The 19807-nt window shown below is 54.7% G+C and carries 12 protein-coding genes; 8 read left to right on the forward strand and 4 right to left on the reverse strand.

Annotated features, from left to right (window positions below; translation table 11 throughout):
- The first annotated feature begins 48 nt into the window (after positions 1-48).
- The 7 genes from AC791_RS09805 (at position 49) to agp (ending at position 15240) form a co-directional block, all read left to right on the forward strand.
- Positions 49-1659 (forward strand): FAD-NAD(P)-binding protein, encoded by a 1611-nt coding sequence (locus AC791_RS09805; protein ID WP_049840267.1) that lies wholly within the window; start codon positions 49-51, stop codon positions 1657-1659.
- A 427-nt stretch (positions 1660-2086) separates the two neighbouring features.
- Complete coding sequence (locus AC791_RS09810; protein WP_077264621.1) at positions 2087-3781, forward strand: ShlB/FhaC/HecB family hemolysin secretion/activation protein; 1695 nt, start codon at positions 2087-2089, stop codon at positions 3779-3781.
- 10 nt (positions 3782-3791) lie between these two features.
- On the forward strand, positions 3792-4319 hold the full coding sequence (locus tag AC791_RS09815) for a toxin-activating lysine-acyltransferase (RefSeq protein ID WP_049840268.1): 528 nt from the start codon (positions 3792-3794) through the stop codon (positions 4317-4319).
- Positions 4320-4332: 13 nt separating this feature from the next.
- Positions 4333-12972: a hemagglutinin repeat-containing protein gene (locus AC791_RS09820; protein ID WP_049840269.1), complete on the forward strand. Its 8640-nt coding sequence runs from the start codon at positions 4333-4335 to the stop codon at positions 12970-12972.
- 12 nt (positions 12973-12984) lie between these two features.
- Positions 12985-13341, forward strand: a complete 357-nt coding sequence (locus AC791_RS09825) for a hypothetical protein (protein ID WP_049840270.1) — start codon at positions 12985-12987, stop codon at positions 13339-13341.
- Positions 13341-13721 carry a hypothetical protein gene (locus AC791_RS09830; RefSeq protein ID WP_072094325.1) on the forward strand — a complete coding sequence of 127 codons (381 nt, stop codon included), beginning with the start codon at positions 13341-13343 and terminating at the stop codon, positions 13719-13721. Before AC791_RS09825 ends, AC791_RS09830 begins: the two co-directional genes overlap by 1 nt.
- Positions 13722-13995: 274 nt before the next feature.
- Entirely contained in the window at positions 13996-15240 is a 1245-nt protein-coding gene (agp, locus tag AC791_RS09835; RefSeq protein ID WP_049840271.1) for a bifunctional glucose-1-phosphatase/inositol phosphatase, read from the forward strand.
- Between the two features lie 41 nt (positions 15241-15281).
- On the opposite strand, the gene AC791_RS09840 is transcribed toward agp, so the two are convergent.
- The 3 genes from AC791_RS09840 to AC791_RS09850 all read right to left on the reverse strand — a co-directional run bounded on the left by AC791_RS09840 (position 15282) and on the right by AC791_RS09850 (position 18589).
- Positions 15282-15509, reverse strand: a complete 228-nt coding sequence (locus tag AC791_RS09840; RefSeq protein ID WP_049840272.1) for a YccJ family protein — start codon at positions 15507-15509, stop codon at positions 15282-15284.
- A 232-nt stretch (positions 15510-15741) separates the two neighbouring features.
- The gene (locus tag AC791_RS09845) at positions 15742-16614 is read right to left on the reverse strand and encodes a hypothetical protein (protein ID WP_049840273.1); all 873 of its coding nucleotides are present in this window, start codon (positions 16612-16614) and stop codon (positions 15742-15744) included.
- Between the two features lie 274 nt (positions 16615-16888).
- Positions 16889-18589, reverse strand: a complete 1701-nt coding sequence (locus tag AC791_RS09850; protein ID WP_148677786.1) for a hypothetical protein — start codon at positions 18587-18589, stop codon at positions 16889-16891.
- Positions 18590-19035: 446 nt separating this feature from the next.
- Between AC791_RS09850 and AC791_RS09855 the strand changes: the two genes are divergently transcribed.
- Entirely contained in the window at positions 19036-19206 is a 171-nt protein-coding gene (locus tag AC791_RS09855; RefSeq protein WP_049840275.1) for a general stress protein, read from the forward strand.
- A gap of 143 nt (positions 19207-19349) precedes the next feature.
- Here the strand turns inward: AC791_RS09855 and AC791_RS09860 are convergent, their stop codons facing one another.
- Positions 19350-19745 carry a lysozyme inhibitor LprI family protein gene (locus tag AC791_RS09860; RefSeq protein ID WP_049840276.1) on the reverse strand — a complete coding sequence of 132 codons (396 nt, stop codon included), beginning with the start codon at positions 19743-19745 and terminating at the stop codon, positions 19350-19352.
- Positions 19746-19807 lie beyond the last annotated feature (62 nt).

Consider the following 19807-nt stretch of genomic DNA (forward strand, 5'->3'; position numbering starts at 1 on the left):
ACAGACTTCCTGCATACAGATGATCGAAAACACATCGGACAATTATTCATGAAAAAGATCGCTATTGTGGGCGCAGGGCCGACGGGCATATATACGTTTTTCTCGCTGCTGAAAAAAAGAGTTCCGCTGTCTATTACTGTCTATGAACAGTCAGATGAAGCGGGGGTAGGAATGCCCTACAGCAATGAAGACAATTCAAAAATGATGCTGGCCAATATTGCCAGTATTGAAATTCCGCCTATTTTCTCAACCTATATCGACTGGCTGCGCGAGCAGGATGAAGCGCACCTGGCCCGCTATCGCGTGGATCGCAACTCGCTACATGTCCGTCAGTTTCTGCCGCGCATTTTACTCGGTGAATATTTTCGCGATCAGTTTATCCAACTGGTTGCCAGCGCAAGAGAGCAGGGGTTCGAGGTCAATATCCATGAATCCTGTCAGGTTACCGATCTGGAAGCCACGCAGACCGGGGTGAAGCTATGGGTGGAAAATGAACCTGTCGCCGAGCGCTTTGACCTCGCGGTGATCGCCACCGGTCACGTCTGGCCTGATGACAGTACCTGCACCCGAACGTTTTTCCCCAGCCCCTGGTCAGGGCTGATGGAAGCCAACATCAGAGCCTGCAATGTGGGCATCATGGGCACCTCGCTAAGCGGTATTGATGCGGCGATGGCAGTCGTTGTTCAGCACGGCGAGTTTTTTGAATCTGATGACGGCCAGCTTCATTTCAGACGGGATGCCCGCAGTCAGGCGCTCAATATTACCCTGATGTCGCGCTCGGGGGTTCTGCCGGAGGCCGATTTCTACTGTCCTATTCCCTATGAACCGCTAAACGTGGCCACCGCTGAGGTTATTGAGCAGGCGATAGCCGCAGGCTCAGACGGCCTGCTGGACCGCGTTTTTGCGCTGGTGGTGCAGGAGCTCGAGCAGGCCGATCCGTACTGGAGTCAGCGTATCGGGCTTAATACTTTGACGGCCGATACCATCAATGCAGCATGGTTTGCCGATCGCAAAAAGTACGATCCGTTCCGCTGGGCGCAGGTCAATCTTAATGAAGTGGAACGCAACAAGCGCGATAAGCGCACGGTCGCCTGGCGCTACACTATTTTGCGCCTGCATGAGCAGATAGAAGAAATCGTTCCACACCTAAATGAGCAGGATGTTCAGCGTTTCACATCGGGCCTGGCGCGGATTTTTATCGACAATTACGCGGCGATCCCGTCGCAATCAATTCGTCGTTTGCTGGCGCTGCGTGAAGCCGGATTAATTAACATTCTCGCGCTCGGTCAGGATTACGACATGCAGGTCGGGGAAAATCAGACCCGGATCTTCAGCGGGGAAAATAGCTGGACGTTTGATGTCTTTATTGATGCTCGCGGGCAGCAGGCGCTGAAAACCAAAGATCTGCCGTTTCCGACGTTGCGTAAACAGCTTCTCGAAACGGGGGATGATATTCCGGATGTGGGAGAAGATTATACGTTGCAGGAGCCTGAACTGGCCCGGGGCCACATTGCGTTTGGCGCACTGCCTTATCTGATGCACGACAGGCCCTTTGTTCAGGGGATCACCGCCTGCGCGGAGATTGGCGCGGCGATGGCAAAAGCCATTTCACAGCCGGCCTCATGGTCCCGCCGCCGATTGCCCTCTATTGAAATCTAGTGACGGGCGTCGTTAAAGAACGCTGCACCATCTGAAATCCCGGCTCCTGAGCCGGGATTTTTACATTCATCGTTGCCCTGGGGCGAAATCAGGCAAATCGAGCGGAGTGAATTACATTCAGATACATCGCCCGTGGCCTATAAAACCCTGGTTGTCACCCTGAGATTAATCTTATTTTTAAGCAAAAATCTTATTTTTGATGAAAAAATAATCGCTCATCAGAGGAGGCTTTATACCCTGGATAATTATTTAACTATTTGTTTTATATATTTATTATAAAAATATCCGGTTGCGCCCAGTCCAGAGGAAGCGTCTTGCTACCTATAAATTTTGGTAATTGTTGCCCATGGCCTGACGTGGATAATGCGTTCAAATTTTACAGAAATTAACATTAATCACTATTTCCTTACATCACAGGGAACGTCAGATGGCCTGTAATCGAATCGCATCACGCTACGCTTTTTTCACCGTGACCGGCCTGCTTCTGACGCCTGTCGTCAGCGCCGCCGACAGCATTGCCGGGGCGGATGAGCAGGTCATTATTCAGCAGCAGCGCCAGCGTGCGCTGGAGCAGCAATTAACGCCGCCCACCCCTGACGTGCGCCTGTCGCCGCCATCTTCTGGTTTTGGTCGTATTAACTACCCGGCTGAAACACCCTGCTTCCCGATCAAGCATGTGGTGCTGAGCGGCGAAGAAAAACTGCCGCGCTGGCTGCCAATCCAGCATCTCGGGAAAGAAGCTGAAGGGCAGTGCCTCGGCTCACAGGGCATTAATCTGCTGATGAGCACCCTGCAAAACCGGCTGGTGGATCACGGCTATATCACCACCCGCGTGCTGGCCCCGTCGCAGGATTTAAACAGCGGCGTGTTAACCCTGGTGCTGGTGCCGGGCTATGTACGTCATGTAAAACTAACGCCGGACAGCGATCGTTACATTCAGCTCTACAGCGCTTTCCCACCGCGCGAAGGCAGCCTGCTTGATTTGCGTGATATTGAACAGGGGCTGGAAAACCTGCAGCGTCTGCCCACCGTTAAGGCAGATATGGAGATTGTTCCCGGCGAGCAGCCTGGTGAAAGCGACATCGCCGTGAGCTGGAAGCAGGAAAAAATGTGGCGTATTGGGGCGTCGCTGGACGATGCCGGTACCAAAGCCACCGGGCGCTATCAGGGCGGGTTAACCCTCTCTCTTGATAATCCGTTCTCGCTCAGTGATTTACTCTATTTTTCCGCATCTCATGATTTACAGGGTGAGGGCGGTAAGGGCAGTAAAAACTACACCGGTCACTATTCCGTGCCGTTCGGCTACTGGATGTTGTCGGTGACCGGCAACGATTACGACTATCACCAGACCGTCGCCGGCGCCAGTGAAGACTATCGCTACAGCGGCAAAAGTAAAAATCTTGATGTCCAGTTGAGCCGCGTCCTGCACCGCAGCGGCACGCAGAAAACCACCATGACCTATGACGTGCTGGTGCGTAAAACCCGCAGCTATATTGACGACACCGAAATCGACGTTCAGCGCCGTCAGACCTCTGCATGGCGTCTTGGTTTGCAGCACCGCCATTACATCGGTCAGTCCACGCTGGACGCCGGGGTGAGTTATCAGCGCGGGACGCGCTGGTTCGGCGCAACGCCGGCCCCTGAAGAGTATTTCGACGAAGCCACCGCGCTGAGTAAAATCCTGCAATTTAACGCTCAGCTTAACGTGCCCTTTGAAATCGGCACGCAGAACTTCCGTTACAACGTGCAGTACCAGCGCCAGATGAGCAATACGCCGCTCACGCCGCAGGATCAGTTTGCCATCGGCAACCGCTGGACAGTCCGCGGTTTTGACGGCGAGCGCACGCTGAACGCCAGCCACGGCTGGTATGTGCGCAACGACATCGGCTGGAGCACGCCGCTGCCGTCGCAGGAATTTTACCTCGGCGCGGACTACGGCGAAGTGGGCGGTGCCGGATCGGAATATCTGGTCGGCAAACACATGGCGGGTGGCGTCGCGGGCCTGCGTGGCTACGCCTTTAATACCGGCTATGACATGTTTGCCGGAACGCCATTCTCGAAACCGGATGGCTTTGATACCAGCGATCTGACCCTCGGATTTAATCTTAACTGGGACTGGTAAGGAGCCGCAGATGCGCGTTGGCGAGTATGACATTAAAGCCCCGCTGATGCTGGGCGGACAGGTGAGTGAAGCCGAAGTGCTCGGCGCAACGGTATGGCTGTGGATGCACTCGCCGATGCACCGCGATGCGCCCCTGCACGCCCTGCCAACGCTACTGCTGCCCATTATCAAACGTGGCCAGTATGTACTGGTCTCCCGGCACGAACGGCCAGTCTTCTTTTTAAGCTGGGCGTGGCTCAATCCCGAATCAGAAGCCCGCTTTCTCACCCGCGCATCGATTCATATGCCGGAAGAAGACTGGGACAGCGGTGACCGGATGTGGTTTTGCGACTGGATCGCGCCGTTTGGTCATACCCGCGAGATGTATCGCCTGCTGCAAAAAGAGGTTTTCCTTGATGGCTGCGCGCGATCGCTCTGGCACCGGGGCCAGGAGCGCGGAAAACGGGTAATGAATTTTCATGGCACGCGGGTCAGCCGTGAAGCCGCACGACACTGGCGACGCGAGCACCCGCTGGCGATAGATCTGCCGGAAGCTTAACAAGGAAATATCCATGAACAAGAACCTGTATCGTATCGTCTTCAACAAAGCGCGCGGTATGTTGATGGTGGTAGCGGATATCGCCCGCTCGGGCCGGGCTTCCTCCTCGCGCAGGTCCGGCACCGGACATACGCTGAGCAGCCTTATCGGTAAAGTGGGGGCGTTAAGCTTCAGCCTGTGGCTGGCGATGGGCGTGATACAGCCGGTCCACGCTAACGTGGTGGCCGACCGCGGCGCACCGGCAAATCAGCAGCCGACCATTATCAACAGCGCCAACGGTACGCCGCAGGTTAATATTCAGACCCCGTCCGCCGCAGGTGTGTCACACAATAAATACGGCCAGTTCGATGTAAATCAGCAGGGCGTTATTCTGAATAACTCGCATAAAAACGTTCAGACGCAACTGGGCGGCATGGTGGCGGGTAACCCGTGGCTCGGCAAGGGCGAGGCCAGAGTTATTCTTAACGAAGTAAACTCCCGCGATCCGAGCCGCCTTAATGGTTATGTCGAAGTGGCGGGAAAAAAAGCGCAGGTGGTGATTGCCAACCCGGCAGGCATCAGCTGCGACGGCTGCGGCTTTATTAACGCCAACCGCGGTACCCTGACCACCGGCCAGCCGCAGATGAACAACGGGCAGCTCACCGGCTATAACGTTGAACGCGGTGAAATCCACATTGACGGCAAGGGGCTGGACAGTTCACGTGCCGACTACACCGATATTATTGCCCGCTCGGTTAAGGTGAACGCCGGGGTGTGGGCCAACGAGCTAAACGTGACTACCGGTCGAAACCAGGTGGATGCGGATCATCAGCAGATCGCTAAAACCAGCGACGACCCGACCACGCGACCGCAGATGGCGCTGGATGTTGCCAGCCTCGGCGGGATGTACGCCGGTAAAATTCGCATGGTCGGCACTGAAAGCGGGGTTGGCGTACGCAACGCCGGGAATATTGGTGCGCAGGCGGGCAACGTCACGCTAACCGCCGACGGCCGCATTGAGAACAGCGGCAACATCAGCGCCAGCGGCGATACGCACATTGCTGTGACCGGCGGTATGGATAACAGCGGCGCGGTATATGCAGGCAATAACGCCAGCGTACAGAGCGGCGGCGAGCTGAACAACCGCGGCTCGCTGGTGGCGCGCAATAACACCCGCGTGCAGGCCGCCAGCCTGACCGGCTCAAAACAGGGCATACTGGCCGCCGGGGTGCAGGATGACGGTAAACTGGGTGCGCAGGGCGATCTGGATCTCAGCACCGACGGGCAGCTTGCCGCACACGGCCAGACGCTGGCGGGGGGAAACCTCAGCGCGCGCGGGCAGGGTGTCGATTTGAGCGGCAGCCAGACGCAGGCGGATAACGTCATGCTCGATGCCGGAGACGGCGATCTGAGCACGTCCGGCGCGCTGGTCAGTTCCCGTCAGCTGACCGCCCGCAGCGGTAAATTGCTGAACAACGACGGCGGCACCATCAATGCCGACGCGATGAGCGTGCAGGCGAATGCCCTCTCTAACCAGAAAGGCCGTCTCGTGCAGACCGGCCGCGGCGATCTGTCGCTGGATCTACCGGGTGAACTGAATAACCGCGAGGGGCAGATTGCCGCCAACGGTAACGTAACGCTGCGCGCGCAGTCGCTGGATAACCGCAAGGGAGACGTTATTGCGGCGCAGAACGGCAGCCTGAGCGCCGACATCCGTGGCGACCTGGACAACAGTAAAGGCTCGCTGGCTGCCAGCGGCAACGTGCGTCTCAGCGCCGGTGCCCTGAGTAACGATGAAGGCCTCATTTCTGCCTCCGCAGGCCAGGCGGATCTTATCAGCGGCGGTCATATCAGCAACCAGAAAGGTCGTCTGGAAAGCGCAGGCGCGCTGACGCTGGATGCCGCCAGCCTCGATAATAAGTCAGGCGAAATTGTTGCTAGCGGCCCCACCGTACAGACGCATGGGGGCCCCCTGACCAATACCGCCGGCACGCTGTTCTCGCAGGGCGACCTGCGCATCGACAGCGGCGGGCTGGACAACTCCGCCGGCCTGATCCAGGCGGCAGGCAATAGCTGGCTCGACACCCCCGGCGCCGCATTAACCAACCGCGACAGCGGCTCCACCGGCGGCATCAGCAGCGGCGGCACGCTGAGCCTCGCGGCGGGCGATATTGATAACCGCAAGGGCGTGCTGGTCAGCGGCGGGGGTCTCAGCCTCACCGCCGATACCCTGGATAACCGCCAGGGCCAGCTGGGTTCGGAGCAGGCGCTGACCGCCCGTGCGGAGACACTCCTTAACGTCGACGGCTCGCTGAAATCCGGCGGCGATATGGCGCTTGATACCGCCGCCGCGCTTGATAATACCCGCGGGGTAATCGGCGCGGGCAAGGCGCTGGATCTTGATGCCGCCACCCTGGCTAACCAGCGCGGGGTGCTGGTCAGCGGCAACGCGGCAGATATTCAGGTGCAGTCGCTGGACAACCGCGCAGGCCAGATTGCCGCGCAGCAGGTGCTGACGCTGGGCGGAGAAAATATTAATAACGACGACGGCGGGCTGATCCAGAGCGGCGACGCGCTCAGCCTGACGGCCGGCACCCTCAGCAACCGTCGCAGCGGCGATACCGGCGGCATCACCAGCCTCGGCGATATGACTCTCACCGCCGACAGCGTGGCGAACAACGACGGCGTCCTGCTCTCGGCGAAAGATATCACGCTTAACAGCGGCACCCTGAATAACACCGCCGGCGAACTGGTGGCCACGGATGCGCTGAATCTGGCGCTGGACGGCACGCTGACCAATACGTCCGGCCTGATGCAGGGCGGCAGCGTAACGCTGGACACTGCCGGACACGCCTTTACCAATAATGACGGCACGCTCAACAGCCTCGGCGCGCTGACCCTCAGCAGCGGGGCGCTGAACAACCAGAACGGCACCCTGGCGGCGAAAGGCGCGTTCGATGCCGGAATGACCAGCCTTGATAACCGCAGCGGCGGCCGCATCATCGGGGAGCAGGATACCACCCTGAGCAGCGGCGGCCTGCAAAACGGCGGCGGACAAATTCAGTCGGTGGGCGACCTGCTGCTCGACGCGGCGAAAGGGGCGATTGATAACGTCTCGGGACTTATCCGCAGCGGGGCAGACCTGACGGTCAACGCCGCGAGTGTCGATAACCGCAATACCCAGGGCAGCAATCAGGGCGTGGAGGCAAATACCATCACCTTCACCACCGGTACGCTAAACAATCAGCGCGGCACCGTGCTGGCGAATGACAAACTGGCCATCACTAATGGCGGCCTGCTGGACAACACTGGTGGTGCGCTGGCCTCCTCTGGTAGCCTGATCCTGACCGGCGCCGGGCTGGATCTGGTGAATACCGGCGGGGTGGCAAAAGCCGGTGAGCTGCTGGATATCAGCGCGCAGCGCGTCAGCGGCGACGGCGATCTGCTCTCGCTCGGCGATCTGAACCTCAACACTCAAAGCGCCCTGGACAACAGCGGCTCAGTGATTGCCAATAATACCCTGCACCTGACCACGCCGGGCAGCATCAGCAACAGCGGAAAACTGCTGGCCGGGAAAACGCTGGATCTGCACGGCGGCAGCCTGAGCAATGCGGAAAGCGGCGAAATCAACGCCGGGGAAAACCGTCTTCATGTTAGCGGCACGCTCACCAACTACGGGCTTATCGACGGTAGCTATACGCGCATTGATGCCAATACCCTGAATAATATCGGCACCGGGCGCATTTACGGCGACGCCATCGGCATTAACACCGTCACCTTTAATAATCTGGCGGCAGACGGCAAAGCGGCGACGCTGGCCGGGCGCGAGCGGGTGGATATCGGCACCGGCACGCTGAACAACTATGATCACGCCCTGGTCTACAGCGGCGGCGATATGGCGATCGGCGGCCAGCTGGATGACAAGGGTAACGTGGCCGGACGCGTGGGTGTTATCAACAATCACAGCTCGACCATCGAATCGGCAGGCAGCATGTGGATCACCGCCGGGCAGATCAACAATGTCAACGACCGTTTTTCTACCGAGCTGGTGACGGTCTCACAGGAGCAGATCCGCGAATATCAGCACAGCGGTTCACCGACCCGCTGGAATGCGAACACTGAAGGTGTTTTCGTTGACGGAAACTCCGCCGATCGCCTGCGCAACCTGAATACCCCGGACGATACTGGCGCGAACAACGACAACTTCAACCAGTATGATTACAACCGTACTGTTGAAGAGACACGCATCAAGGAAACCGATCCGGCGAAAATTATCGCCGGTGGCGATATGACGATTGTCGCCGATGAACTGTTTAATGATAAAAGCCAGGTCATTGCCGGCGGAACCCTGATGACCGACGGTATCAAGAAAACCATCAATGATGCGGTTAACGGCGAGCGTCACACCACGGATGTCGGCACGGTGACCCACTATTACCGTATCCGTCACAAAGGATCGGATGAGCAGGGTCGCGATCGTACCGCTTATGTGCCGCCAACGGTGATCCAGTCGATCTCCCTGAAGCCGGGGCAGATCGTCAGTCAGGGTACCGTTGAGGGCAGTAACGTGACGATTGCGCCGTTGACCGCGCAGGGTACCGACGTAGCGATTGCGCAATCCGGGGCAGTAACCGGCAAAGTGGATGCCAGTGTGCACGCCCCGTGGCAGCAAACCGTTTCTGACGGCGAGCCGGTGACGCCGCCGCCGGGCCAGCAGTTTACCGTGAAGCCAGGTGAAGACAGTATTCGTATTGTTGGGCCAAATACCCAACTGCCGGACAACAGTCTGTTTAAAATCAACCCGGCCGCCAGCGAACAGTATCTGGTGGAAACCGATCCGCGCTTTACTAATGAGAAAGCGTGGCTCGGCAGTGATTACATGCAGGACGCGCTTGGCCAGGATCAGGACAACAAACTTAAACGTCTGGGCGACGGGTACTACGAGCAGCGGTTGATCCGCGAGCAAATCGTCGATCTGACCGGGCAGCGTTACCTCGAAGGCTATACCAGCGATGAAGAGCAGTTTAAAGCATTGATGGATTCCGGGGTGGCGTTCGGCAAACAGTATTCGCTCAAGCTTGGCGTGGCGCTGACGCCGCAGCAGATGTCGCTGCTGACCGGCGATATCGTCTGGCTGGTGAATACCCAGGTAAAAATGCCTGACGGCTCTATGCAGTCGGTGCTGATGCCGCAGGTGTATGCCAAAGTAAAACCGGGCGATATCAGCGGTTCCGGAGCATTAATCGCTGGCAACAACGTGGTGATGAAACTTGATGGCGACCTGTTCAACCGCGGCACCATCGCCGGACGCCGGGTGCTGCAACTGGACGCCAATAATATTACTAACGAGGCGGGGACAATTCAGGCGGCGGATGCGCGCCTGACGGCCCGCACCGATGTGAATAATATTGGCGGCGTATTGCAGGGCACCGACAGCCTGCTGGTGAATGCCGGGCGGGATATTAACGCCACCAGCACTACCCGCAGCGCGGAAAGTGCGGCAGGTCAGAACCGTTTCTCCCGCACCACTATTGATAGCGTGTCCGGCATCTACGTGCAGGGCGACGACGGCAAGCTGTCGCTGAAAGCGGGTCGTGACGTTAATCTGACCGGCGCGCAGGTGATTAATAGCGGGGAAAACGGACAGACGCAGATTGGTGCCGCCCGCGATATCAATCTTGGCACCGTTACCACCTCGGGCCGCGATAATCTGGTATGGGATAAAGACAATACCCTGAATCAGGGCCGGGTCGATCGCGTCGGGACGCAGATCAAAACCCAGGGCGATACTGCGCTTGCCGCCGGGCAAAATATCAATGTCGAGGGTTCATCGATGACCTCACAACAGGCGCTGAACCTGAATGCCGGCAACGACGTTAATATTCGCGGCGTGCTCAACGAGACTGATCTCGATGAGCGGCATAAAGTGACCGGCAGCAGCAGCTGGCTGTCGAAAAAAACCACGACCACCCGCGACACGATCGATCGTCAAACGGTGCAGGGCAGTGAACTGAGCGCCGACACGGTGAAAGTGGTTGCCGGTAATAATATCGGGGTGATCGGCAGCAGTATTGCCGGTACCGGTGATGTGGCGATGAAAGCGGGCAACGATCTCACCATCAGTAGTATGGCGGGCCGTAACGACGAAACGCACCTCAAGCAGGAGAAAAAATCCGGCCTGATGGGATCTGGCGGTATTGGCTTTACTGTCGGTTCACGCAAAGAGACGACTGAACAGGCCAGCCAGGCGCAGAGCGGCGAGAGTTCGCTGGTCGGCAGTCTACAGGGCGATACCGTGCTGGTGGCGGGCAATAACTATCGTCAGACCGGCAGCACAGTCTCCTCACCGAACGGCAACGTGGTAATTGAAGGGAAAAACGTCACCATCGAAGCCGCGCAGGATACCTACGCTTCACAATACAAACATGCGGTGGAGCAGAAAGGCTTTACCCTCGCGGTTAACGTACCGGTGATCCAGGCGCTGGAAGCCGCTGCCGCATCGGTGAAACGCGTCGGTGAAAGTAATGACGATCGCATTAACATGCTGGCCGCGGCTAACGCCGGCTGGGACAGCGCGCGCGCGGCGAATGCGATGATGGACAGTGCCCAGGGCGTGATGCAAAACGGCGCGCAGGGCGTGGCGCAGAACGTCAGCGTGTCTCTGACCTACGGGCAAAGCAAGCAGAGCAGCACCCAGGACACCACCAGCACCAGCGCGCTGGCCAGCAAGGTTAACGCCGGACAAAAAGCGGTGGTGGTCGCACGCGGCGGTGAACGCTCTGATATTAATATTATTGGCTCGGACGTCAGCGGTAAACAAGGCACGCTGCTTCAGGCCGATAACGACGTCAATATTGTCGCTGCGCAGCAGGAACGCCACGAGCGTTCGGATAATAAATCCAGCGGCTGGAACGCCGGTATCGCCGTCAGCTATGGCGAAGGCGGCGCGTCCTTTGGCGTAACGGCGGGCGCGAACAAAGGCAAAGGTTATGGTGACGGCGACGAGGTTTCCTGGCGTAACAGCCACGTCGGTGATATGGACAGCCAGACGCAGATTATCAGCGGGGGCGACACCACCTTAAGCGGTGGTCAGGTGCTGGGTAAAGGTGTCGATATCGTGGCCGACAATCTGAATATCGAAAGCCTTCAGGACACCATGAAATATGAGGGCAAGCAAACCGATATGGGTGGTCAGGTCACAGTGGGCTACGGCTTTGCGGCCTCGGGCAATTTCAGCAAATCGAAAGTGGATGCCGATTATGCCTCGGTCGCCGAACAGTCGGGGATCTTTGCCGGTGACGACGGTTATCAGATTGATATTAACGATCTGACTAACCTGAAGGGTGGTCTGATCACCTCAAATGAGAGTGCCGAGCAGGCGGGCAAAAACCGCTTCAGCACCGGCACCCTTACCTGGAGCGACATCAACAACCATTCCGAATACGAAGGAACCGGCATCGGGCTGGGTGGCTCTATGAGCATGAACGCCGACCTGGGGCTGGGTGAGCACGCCACGGCGCAGAGCAGCAAAACGGTGACCGACAAAGACGGTAATACGCAACTGGCGACGGGTTATGGTTCATTACAGAAAGATCTGTCCTTCGGCATCGGTCATGACAGCGACAGTGAACGCTCGGTTACCCGTAGCGGCATTAACACGGCGAATATCACGATAAACGACGCCGATGCCCAGCAGCGTCTGACCGGCAAAACCGTGGATCAAACTCTGGCAGAGATCAAAACCGATATCACCACAGAAAACGCCGCCGCCAACGCAGGTTATATCGAAAATAATTTTGATAAAGACAAGGTGTTTAAAGAGCTGAATCTTCAGGTTAAGGTGACTAAAGACTTTAAGCAGAATGCGAACCGGCAGATCAGTTCATACGTGGATGATAAGCAGGCGGCAGCGCGGGCAGACTTGCAGGCGGCGCTGAAAAGCGGCGACAAAGTGAAGCAGGATGAGGCGCTGGCTGAAATCTACAAGCTACAGTATCAGCGTCGCTTCCTGCAAACGCTGGTGGGTGTCGTCGCTGGTTCGCCGGATACCGCAGTCACTCAGGGTACGCTGGCGCTTGCGGCGACCAAAATGCGTGAAGAAACCATCAAGAACTCTATGCTGTTCCCGGGCGTGCTGGATGAAAAAGGAAACGTTATCAATAATGTCACGGGTCCCAGCGACGGTCTTTATGACGGTATCAAAGCTGGCGGTGTCCGCGTGGGGCTGGATGCGATTTGCGGCGACGGCAATACGCGTTGTCTGACCGATGAGAACCATCAGCTCATACTAGATCCTGATGGGCGCGTGCAGTACACCGGCGATGATGCTCATCCGACATTTCAATCTCTGCTGGAGTCAAAAGAGGGCGAGGGGCTGTTTGGTGCCACCGGCGGGTTCCAGGGCGATGGCGGCCTGATGGCAGGCTTCGGCTATAAGTCGGGCGGATTCTTTGATGATTTGGTGGAAAGCTATGCGGGCACCCACGATCTGGTCGGCGGACAGCTCCCCGGCTTCTATGATGATTTAGGCAATACTACACGTGGACGCGGCCCGTTAACCAATGTTGCCGCTGAAACCTGGACCATTGCCGCAATTCCTCTGGCAACACCGTTTGCGATGAGCGAACTGGTTTCGCCGGAATTGCTACAATTTATTTTTAATAATAGCCACTAGAGAGATGAAAATATGAAAACAGCTGCTCTGATATCCATCGTTTTCCTTCTCTCTGGCTGTGTCGTGGCGGATATGGACTCAACAAATTATGAGTACGTACCGTATGCGCAAACTTATCAGAAAGCCGATCGCATCGGGCATACCGACAGGCAACAGCGTAAAGAAGATATGTATAGTTGCGGCGTTGACAGAAATATTAATCTTGATGACGGCAAATGGAATGGCAGTAGCGCTAAACCCGGTGAAACATTGCAGCAGGTTGCCGCGCGAGACGATAAGCTTAAACGCTGCATGCAAAGCAAAGGATATGTTGCATTAGGGTATGATCAATGTGGCCCACTTAAAGCGCCTAACGGAGAATGCAATTAATGACGTATTTATTCACAAGGCGCCTGCTCAAGGCGCTTCTGCTGCTGTGCATCGTTAATTTGAGCGGCTGCGCGGTGGGGAATATGGACTCAACGGACTATCAGTTTGTGAACTACGCACAAACGTTCCAGAAACCTGCAACCATCGGCAACACCGATACGGCTCAGCGCAAAGCCGATTTGTATAGCTGTGGGATCGATAAAAATGCCAACCTGGACGATGGGTCTTACAGCCCGTCTACCGCGAAACCGGGCGAGACGCTCCAGACCGTTGTCGCCCGGCGTAAGAACATTGAAAGCTGTATGAAAGATAAAGGCTACGTGATTATTAGCTATGGTGAGTGCGGACCTGTTAAAGCGCCCACCGGCAAATGCAACTAGGCTCGTCTGGCGATAGTCTATACTTACTCTTTCCAGATTCATTCGAAGGAGAAACTATGCAAACTATTGAAAAAGACGATCCGCACAATGCCCCGGAATCGGGTGATAAACAGCCGACTCCTGAGAAAAAGTAAACCGCAAGGTCGCCACGGCGGCCTTTTTTACGCCCTGAATATGCGCTCTGTCACAGAATCGCCACCGTAATCCCGCCATCTCATCGCTGTGTGTCATAAATTTGTCACAATTAACCCACGCTTAACATTGAGGGCAGGGCATGAAAAAAACATTACTCGCAGCAGTGGTCACGGGATCGCTGTTAGCAGCAGGCGGCGCGCAGGCGCAAACTACTCCGGAAGGCTATACGCTCCAGCAGGTTCTGATCATGAGCCGCCACAATCTGCGCGCCCCGCTTGCCAATAACGGCAGCGTGCTGGAACAGTCGACGCCACAAAAATGGCCGGAGTGGGATGTACCAGGCGGTCAGCTCACGACTAAAGGCGGCATCCTTGAGGTTTATATGGGCCACTATATGCGTGAATGGCTGGCGCAGCAGGGAATGGTGACCTCCGGTGAATGTCCGGCCCCGGAAACCGTTTATGCGTATGCCAACAGCCTGCAACGTACCGTGGCCACGGCCCAGTTCTTTATTACCGGCGCCTTTCCCGGCTGTGATATGCCGGTCCATCATCAGGAAAAAATGGGTACCATGGATCCCACGTTTAACCCGGTGATCACCGATAATTCTGAGGCGTTTAGAGAGACGGCGACCACGGCGATGGATAAAGAACGTCAGCAGATGAAGCTTGCTGAAAGCTACCAGCTGCTGGAGCAAATTGTGGATTATAAAGACTCGCCCTCCTGTAAAGAGAAGCAGACCTGTTCGCTGACCGAGCCAAAAGATACCTTTAGCGCCAAATATCAGGCGGAGCCGGGCGTGTCCGGGCCATTGAAAGTGGGTAACTCGCTGGTAGACGCTTTTACGCTGCAATACTATGAAGGTTTTCCGCTGGATCAGGTGGCCTGGGGCAAGATAAAAACCGACGAGCAGTGGCGCGTGCTTTCTCGTCTGAAAAACGGCTATCAGGATAGCCTGTTTACTTCGCCGGAAGTAGCACGCAACGTGGCCGCGCCGCTGGTGAAATATATTGATAATGCGCTGGTCAAAGAGGCGGATAAAACGCCAAAAATTACCCTGCTGGTGGGACACGATTCCAATATTGGCTCGCTATTAACCGCACTCGATTTTAAACCTTATGAACTGCACGATCAGAATGAGCGCACGCCGATCGGCGGCAAAATTGTCTTCGAGCGCTGGCATGATGAGAAAGGCAATCGTGAGTTGATGAAGATTGAGTATGTTTATCAAAGCGCAAAACAGATCCGCAATACGGACAAATTGACTCTGGATGCGCCGCCGCAGCGTGTCACCCTCGCGCTAAGCGGTTGCCCGACAGATGCAGATGGTTTTTGCCCGATGGATAAATTCAAAGAGGTGATGCAGGCGGCAGTCAAAAATTAAGATAAGATGGTTCTCCTCCGCCGGTGCGGAGGAGACGCAGATTACACGTTCTTACGTTCAATGGTCTGCTCACCCCAGAACAGCGAGTCTTTATCCGTTTTCTCAAAGGCACGGACCAGCACTTCGTCATTGCCTTCTTCCCAGATTTTCTCGACCAGCGTTTCATCGTAGTCAGCCAGTTCAAAGATAGCTTCCGCAATCTCAGGCGAGGTATTACGTAAACTGGCCCATTCACCTACGCGATGCGCTTTCGATTCTTGAGTAGACATTCTGTTCTCCTGTGAAAAATGTGCCATGGCATTTTACTGCCTGTACGATCCCGGCCGCGAGACCCGGAGGGCGCGTTTGCAAGGACTCCTGTACGCTCATTAAAACTATAGTCTTGATTTTGTTATGTAGCTATGCGGAGAAGTCCTGGTCCAGGATGCTTGACGACCACTCAGGTGTATTATCGCCGGGAAAGGCTGCCGAAAGGCAGCCTGAAGAGTAAGGTAAAACGGATCAGCGCGGAAATCTGAACGTAAACTTATCGAGGGTTAATTCTCCGGCCTGCTGAATCGCCTGCGACAATTCGCCGTAATAACGTTCTTTGCCATACTGGCGGATTTGCTGCAACGTGGTGCGAATAGGTGCACAAAAAAGAGCTGAATTACCGGCATCGACGCGTTTATTATTTGGCGGCAGCTCGCCGGTGATGGCCCGGAACCAGGTTCTCATCGCGCCCTTAAGCGGCGTCGGCGCTTTATTAAGATTTTCATAGCCGGTGAGAATTTGCATCGTGGGAAACTGATTTTTTTCTACGGTTTCCGCCAGCCGCTCAAAAAAACGATCGAAGATGTCGAAGGAATTCAGGTCATGAATTTTAGGTTGCGTGGATAACCTGTTTTTATTACCGATCTTACCTGCCGGGGGATGCGCATCGCTAACGGGAGGTATTTTCACCTGATCGAGATGAAGATCAAACAGCAGATCGCAATGCCTGCGGCGATCTTTTACATCGTCGAAGGTGTCGAGGAACGTTTTAATAAAATCGACAACCGGAAGATCGTACATCTCATTATTTTTTAGCCACTGTTCGCGCATAAACTTGCCGCAATCGGGAAACCAGTCAGGCGTAACTGTGGTAGAAGGCTTAACTTTTCCCTTGCTGTCAAACTCAATGAACTCTTTACCATCGTCAAATGCAAAGCAGCAATTTTTAAGTTTTGTCAGGGGCTGTCCGCCGGCAAAATCAACGGTGCCTTTAATCCATTCCACTACGGTCGCCGACATTGAAAAAACGGTATGCTTGTCATCTTTAATAACATAGCTGAGATCCGCAGGCGTCTCTACGCCAGGCTTGATGCCTTTTAGCTCTATAAATATATGTGGCATTTAGGTGATTCCCTGTAGATTTACCTCAGGCATAATAACATAGCTTATTATAGTAATACGTTAGCTCACAATGCGGCTTTAGTCTCTGAAGAGTAAGATTACGTAAAGACTGTAGCCTGATGTTTTGAACGCTTACAGATGGCAGGCGTAAGAGCTTAAATTATTCAGAAAATCGATGTTTGTTGAAAGCGAGCAGAGAACAGATTTTTAAATCAATTGCGCCTTTTCGCACCGTCAGAAAGCATACTCTGACGGCGCGAAAGCCTGGTATTACTTAGAAATCACCTGAAAAACCAACAGAGGCCATCCAGTTACCATTCATGGCACTTGATGCCTGAGCAGTGGCCGACGTATGGTCAGTAAGGCTGTGAGACAAACCGCCCGCCAGCGCAGCGCCGTCGCCATTGGCGGTGCCGGCTGACAAAGCATATGCATCATTGGAGTGATAATGCAGGCCGGTCATGGCGGCTGCGTTATTCAGACCGCGCTTGAGATCCTCACGCGTATCATCAATACGCTTCGCATTTTGATCAATCCGCTGGCTGTTGCGTGATATAGCAGCAGAGTTTTGCTCAATTCGCACTGAGTGCTGGTTAATCACGTTCGCCTGACGTTGAATATACTCACCCTGCGTAGCCTGTTCAGAACGCACGCCGCGGATTGCCGCCGTGTTACTACTGATAGCGGTTTTATTGTTGCTGACTTGTTGTTGCGTGGCAGTGTCAGTTTCAACTCTGGTGATAGTTGTGATGGCGCCGTCTTTCCCCCTCTGACCGGTCTCTCCATCTTTACCTGCAGCACCGTTTTTACCGTCAATGCCATCTTTGCCCACGACCGCCTGCACATGCTGGCTGGCGGTACGCTCGCGGTTTGCCTGGGCAAGCTCATCGCCCTGCAATGTGGCTCTCGTTGCGCTGATATCCGCACGACTTTCATCAATACGCTCATTGGTGGCTTCAACCTGCCGTGTCTGCTTAGCGATTTCCGCAGCATTGGTTTTCACCTGATTTTGTGTGACGGTATCTGTTTCAATCCTGGTAATGGTGGTCGTCACCCCATCTATCCCGTCCCGGCCCACGACCGGCTGCACGTGCTGGCTGGCGGTGCGATCGCGGTTTGCCTGAGCAAGCTCATCGCCGTGTAGAGAGGCTTTTGTTGCACTCATATCGGCACGATTTTCATCAATGCGCAGCCTGTTCATTTCGAGCTGAGCAATCTGAAGGTCGTTAGCACGGCTCTGTCTGGCGATTTGAGCCGTATTAGCTTTTACCTGGTTTTGTGTGATGGTATCCGTTTTAACTTTAATAATCGTAGTGGTAACGCCGTCTTTACCGTCTTTGCCATCCATGCCGTCTTTACCATCCACGCCGTTACGTCCATCGATACCATCTTTGCCATCCATGCCATCTCTACCCACAACCGGCTGTACATGTTGGCTGGCGGTACGATCGCGGTTTGCCTGAGCGATTTCATCGCCAGCAAGAGTCGTTTCGAGCGTGTTAATCTGGGTGTGATCATCGCCAACGCGTGCATTAATCGCTTCAAGCTGACGGATTTGTTTTTGAATATCGGCAGCATTCATTTCCGCCCGATCGTTCGTCGCTGTTCCAGCCAGCAGCCCTGACTGCTGCTGATGCGCCTGATCAAGAAATGCCTGCGTTTTGCTCCGATCCCAGTTTGTCGGGATAGGAGCATCGTGACCACGCTGTTTCGCTGTGCCAATAACATCGCCAATGATGCTTGCGTCAGACGTTTTATCCGCAAGGCTTTCCGTTACCATCCGATCTCTTGCATTCAGATTATCCCAGGCATTGACTGCCTCGTTGAACAGATCGTAGCGCGAAAGATCTGCTTTAGCGTTATCAACTTTGTGAAAAAAAGCATTCACATCTACGTTTGACGCGTGTGAAAAAGATGATAGTGAGGCAAGAACAAAAAAAGAGATCAAAGAGTTAGCATGATATGGCATCATCATTATTCCTGAAGAAGAAATATAGACTTTAGGGTTAGCATTGGCTTTTGATGCGCGTATATTACACTTGGAAAAGTCATTAGCAAGTCTATTTATGACTTTTTAAGCCATTTATTTGATTTTATTTTGACTTTGTTTAGTCTTTTAACGCTTAACGTCTCTTATCTTTTTACTGGTATCAGTTTTTTAACAGGCAGGTAGTAAAATGAAACATTTTATCGCCCTTAATTTTCCAACACATAATAGATGCTTATGTTTTGCCGAGCAGAAAAAGACCCTTTTTGCCGCTGATGCTGTTGCAAAATATTAATGAACGCTGGTCAACAAGCCGTATTTCACTATGCTTAACTCTACGCGGCGCAGATTATGTTTGAGCAGATTGCCGTGAGGTGAAAGAAAACTCTTTTACTGAATGCAGTATGATGTCTAATCAATAGTGGAGGTCAGTAATGGCAAACCATCGTGGTGGCTCTGGCAACTTTGCAGAGAACCGGGAAAGAGCATCAGAAGCAGGCCGTAAAGGTGGTCAGCAGAGCGGCGGGAATTTTAAGAACGATCCTCAGCGCGCCTCTGAAGCTGGCAAAAAAGGGGGTAAGAGCAGTCGTAATAGCAGTAGCTAGATGACTGTTTTGAAGTTGCAGTTGAAGTAGATCAGGTAAGTCGCTTAAATCAGTAACTGAAAAACGTGTATTTCCTGAAGTCCCCCCTGACCGCCGGGTTTACCCCCGGCGGTTTTTCTTTGCCTGCTTTTAATGATTATCGGCTAACGGGCTGGTGGCAGCGGGCAGCTTAAATCCCCCTCTTCGCATTGCAGCATCGAACCCAGCCAGGCGTTGCGCTCTTCTGTCTTTTCGGTCATGCACTGGTTGCGAATAAGCGGCTGAACGCTTCCTCCTTCAGTCGCTGAGGCGACCAGTTCGCAATCGGCATCGCGCAGGGCGATCCATTTTTGCTGCGCCTTTTTAAATAATTCCTTTTGTGGAGCTTCTGCACGACTCAGCACCGTTTTCCAGGTCTCATTTAATTTTTTATCGGCAGCCAGATACTGTTGCCCACTACACTGGTTCATCTCCAGCTGTGTAGCGGCATTGCCACAGTCGTCGGCAAAAGCCGGGATGCTGAATAGCACGCTGGTTATCAGCAACGTCATTCGCTTCATGGTATTCCTCAATCAATAAATGTTCCCGGGATTAAGCCCGTGCGGCATTTACCCCACAGGCT

This window comes from Klebsiella sp. RIT-PI-d (assembly GCF_001187865.1).
In the GTDB taxonomy this organism is placed as follows: domain Bacteria; phylum Pseudomonadota; class Gammaproteobacteria; order Enterobacterales; family Enterobacteriaceae; genus Superficieibacter.

What these genes read in the sequence shown, in the direction of transcription:
- AC791_RS09805 (WP_049840267.1), top strand. Translation starts at nt 49, where the DNA reads ATGAAAAAGATCGCTATTGTGGGCGCAGGGCCGACGGGCATATATACG.
- AC791_RS09810 (WP_077264621.1), top strand. Translation starts at nt 2,087, where the DNA reads ATGGCCTGTAATCGAATCGCATCACGCTACGCTTTTTTCACCGTGACC.
- AC791_RS09815 (WP_049840268.1), top strand. Translation starts at nt 3,792, where the DNA reads ATGCGCGTTGGCGAGTATGACATTAAAGCCCCGCTGATGCTGGGCGGA.
- AC791_RS09820 (WP_049840269.1), top strand. Translation starts at nt 4,333, where the DNA reads ATGAACAAGAACCTGTATCGTATCGTCTTCAACAAAGCGCGCGGTATG.
- AC791_RS09825 (WP_049840270.1), top strand. Translation starts at nt 12,985, where the DNA reads ATGAAAACAGCTGCTCTGATATCCATCGTTTTCCTTCTCTCTGGCTGT.
- AC791_RS09830 (WP_072094325.1), top strand. Translation starts at nt 13,341, where the DNA reads ATGACGTATTTATTCACAAGGCGCCTGCTCAAGGCGCTTCTGCTGCTG.
- agp (WP_049840271.1), top strand. Translation starts at nt 13,996, where the DNA reads ATGAAAAAAACATTACTCGCAGCAGTGGTCACGGGATCGCTGTTAGCA.
- AC791_RS09840 (WP_049840272.1), bottom strand. Translation starts at nt 15,509, where the DNA reads ATGTCTACTCAAGAATCGAAAGCGCATCGCGTAGGTGAATGGGCCAGT.
- AC791_RS09845 (WP_049840273.1), bottom strand. Translation starts at nt 16,614, where the DNA reads ATGCCACATATATTTATAGAGCTAAAAGGCATCAAGCCTGGCGTAGAG.
- AC791_RS09850 (WP_148677786.1), bottom strand. Translation starts at nt 18,589, where the DNA reads ATGATGATGCCATATCATGCTAACTCTTTGATCTCTTTTTTTGTTCTT.
- AC791_RS09855 (WP_049840275.1), top strand. Translation starts at nt 19,036, where the DNA reads ATGGCAAACCATCGTGGTGGCTCTGGCAACTTTGCAGAGAACCGGGAA.
- AC791_RS09860 (WP_049840276.1), bottom strand. Translation starts at nt 19,745, where the DNA reads ATGAAGCGAATGACGTTGCTGATAACCAGCGTGCTATTCAGCATCCCG.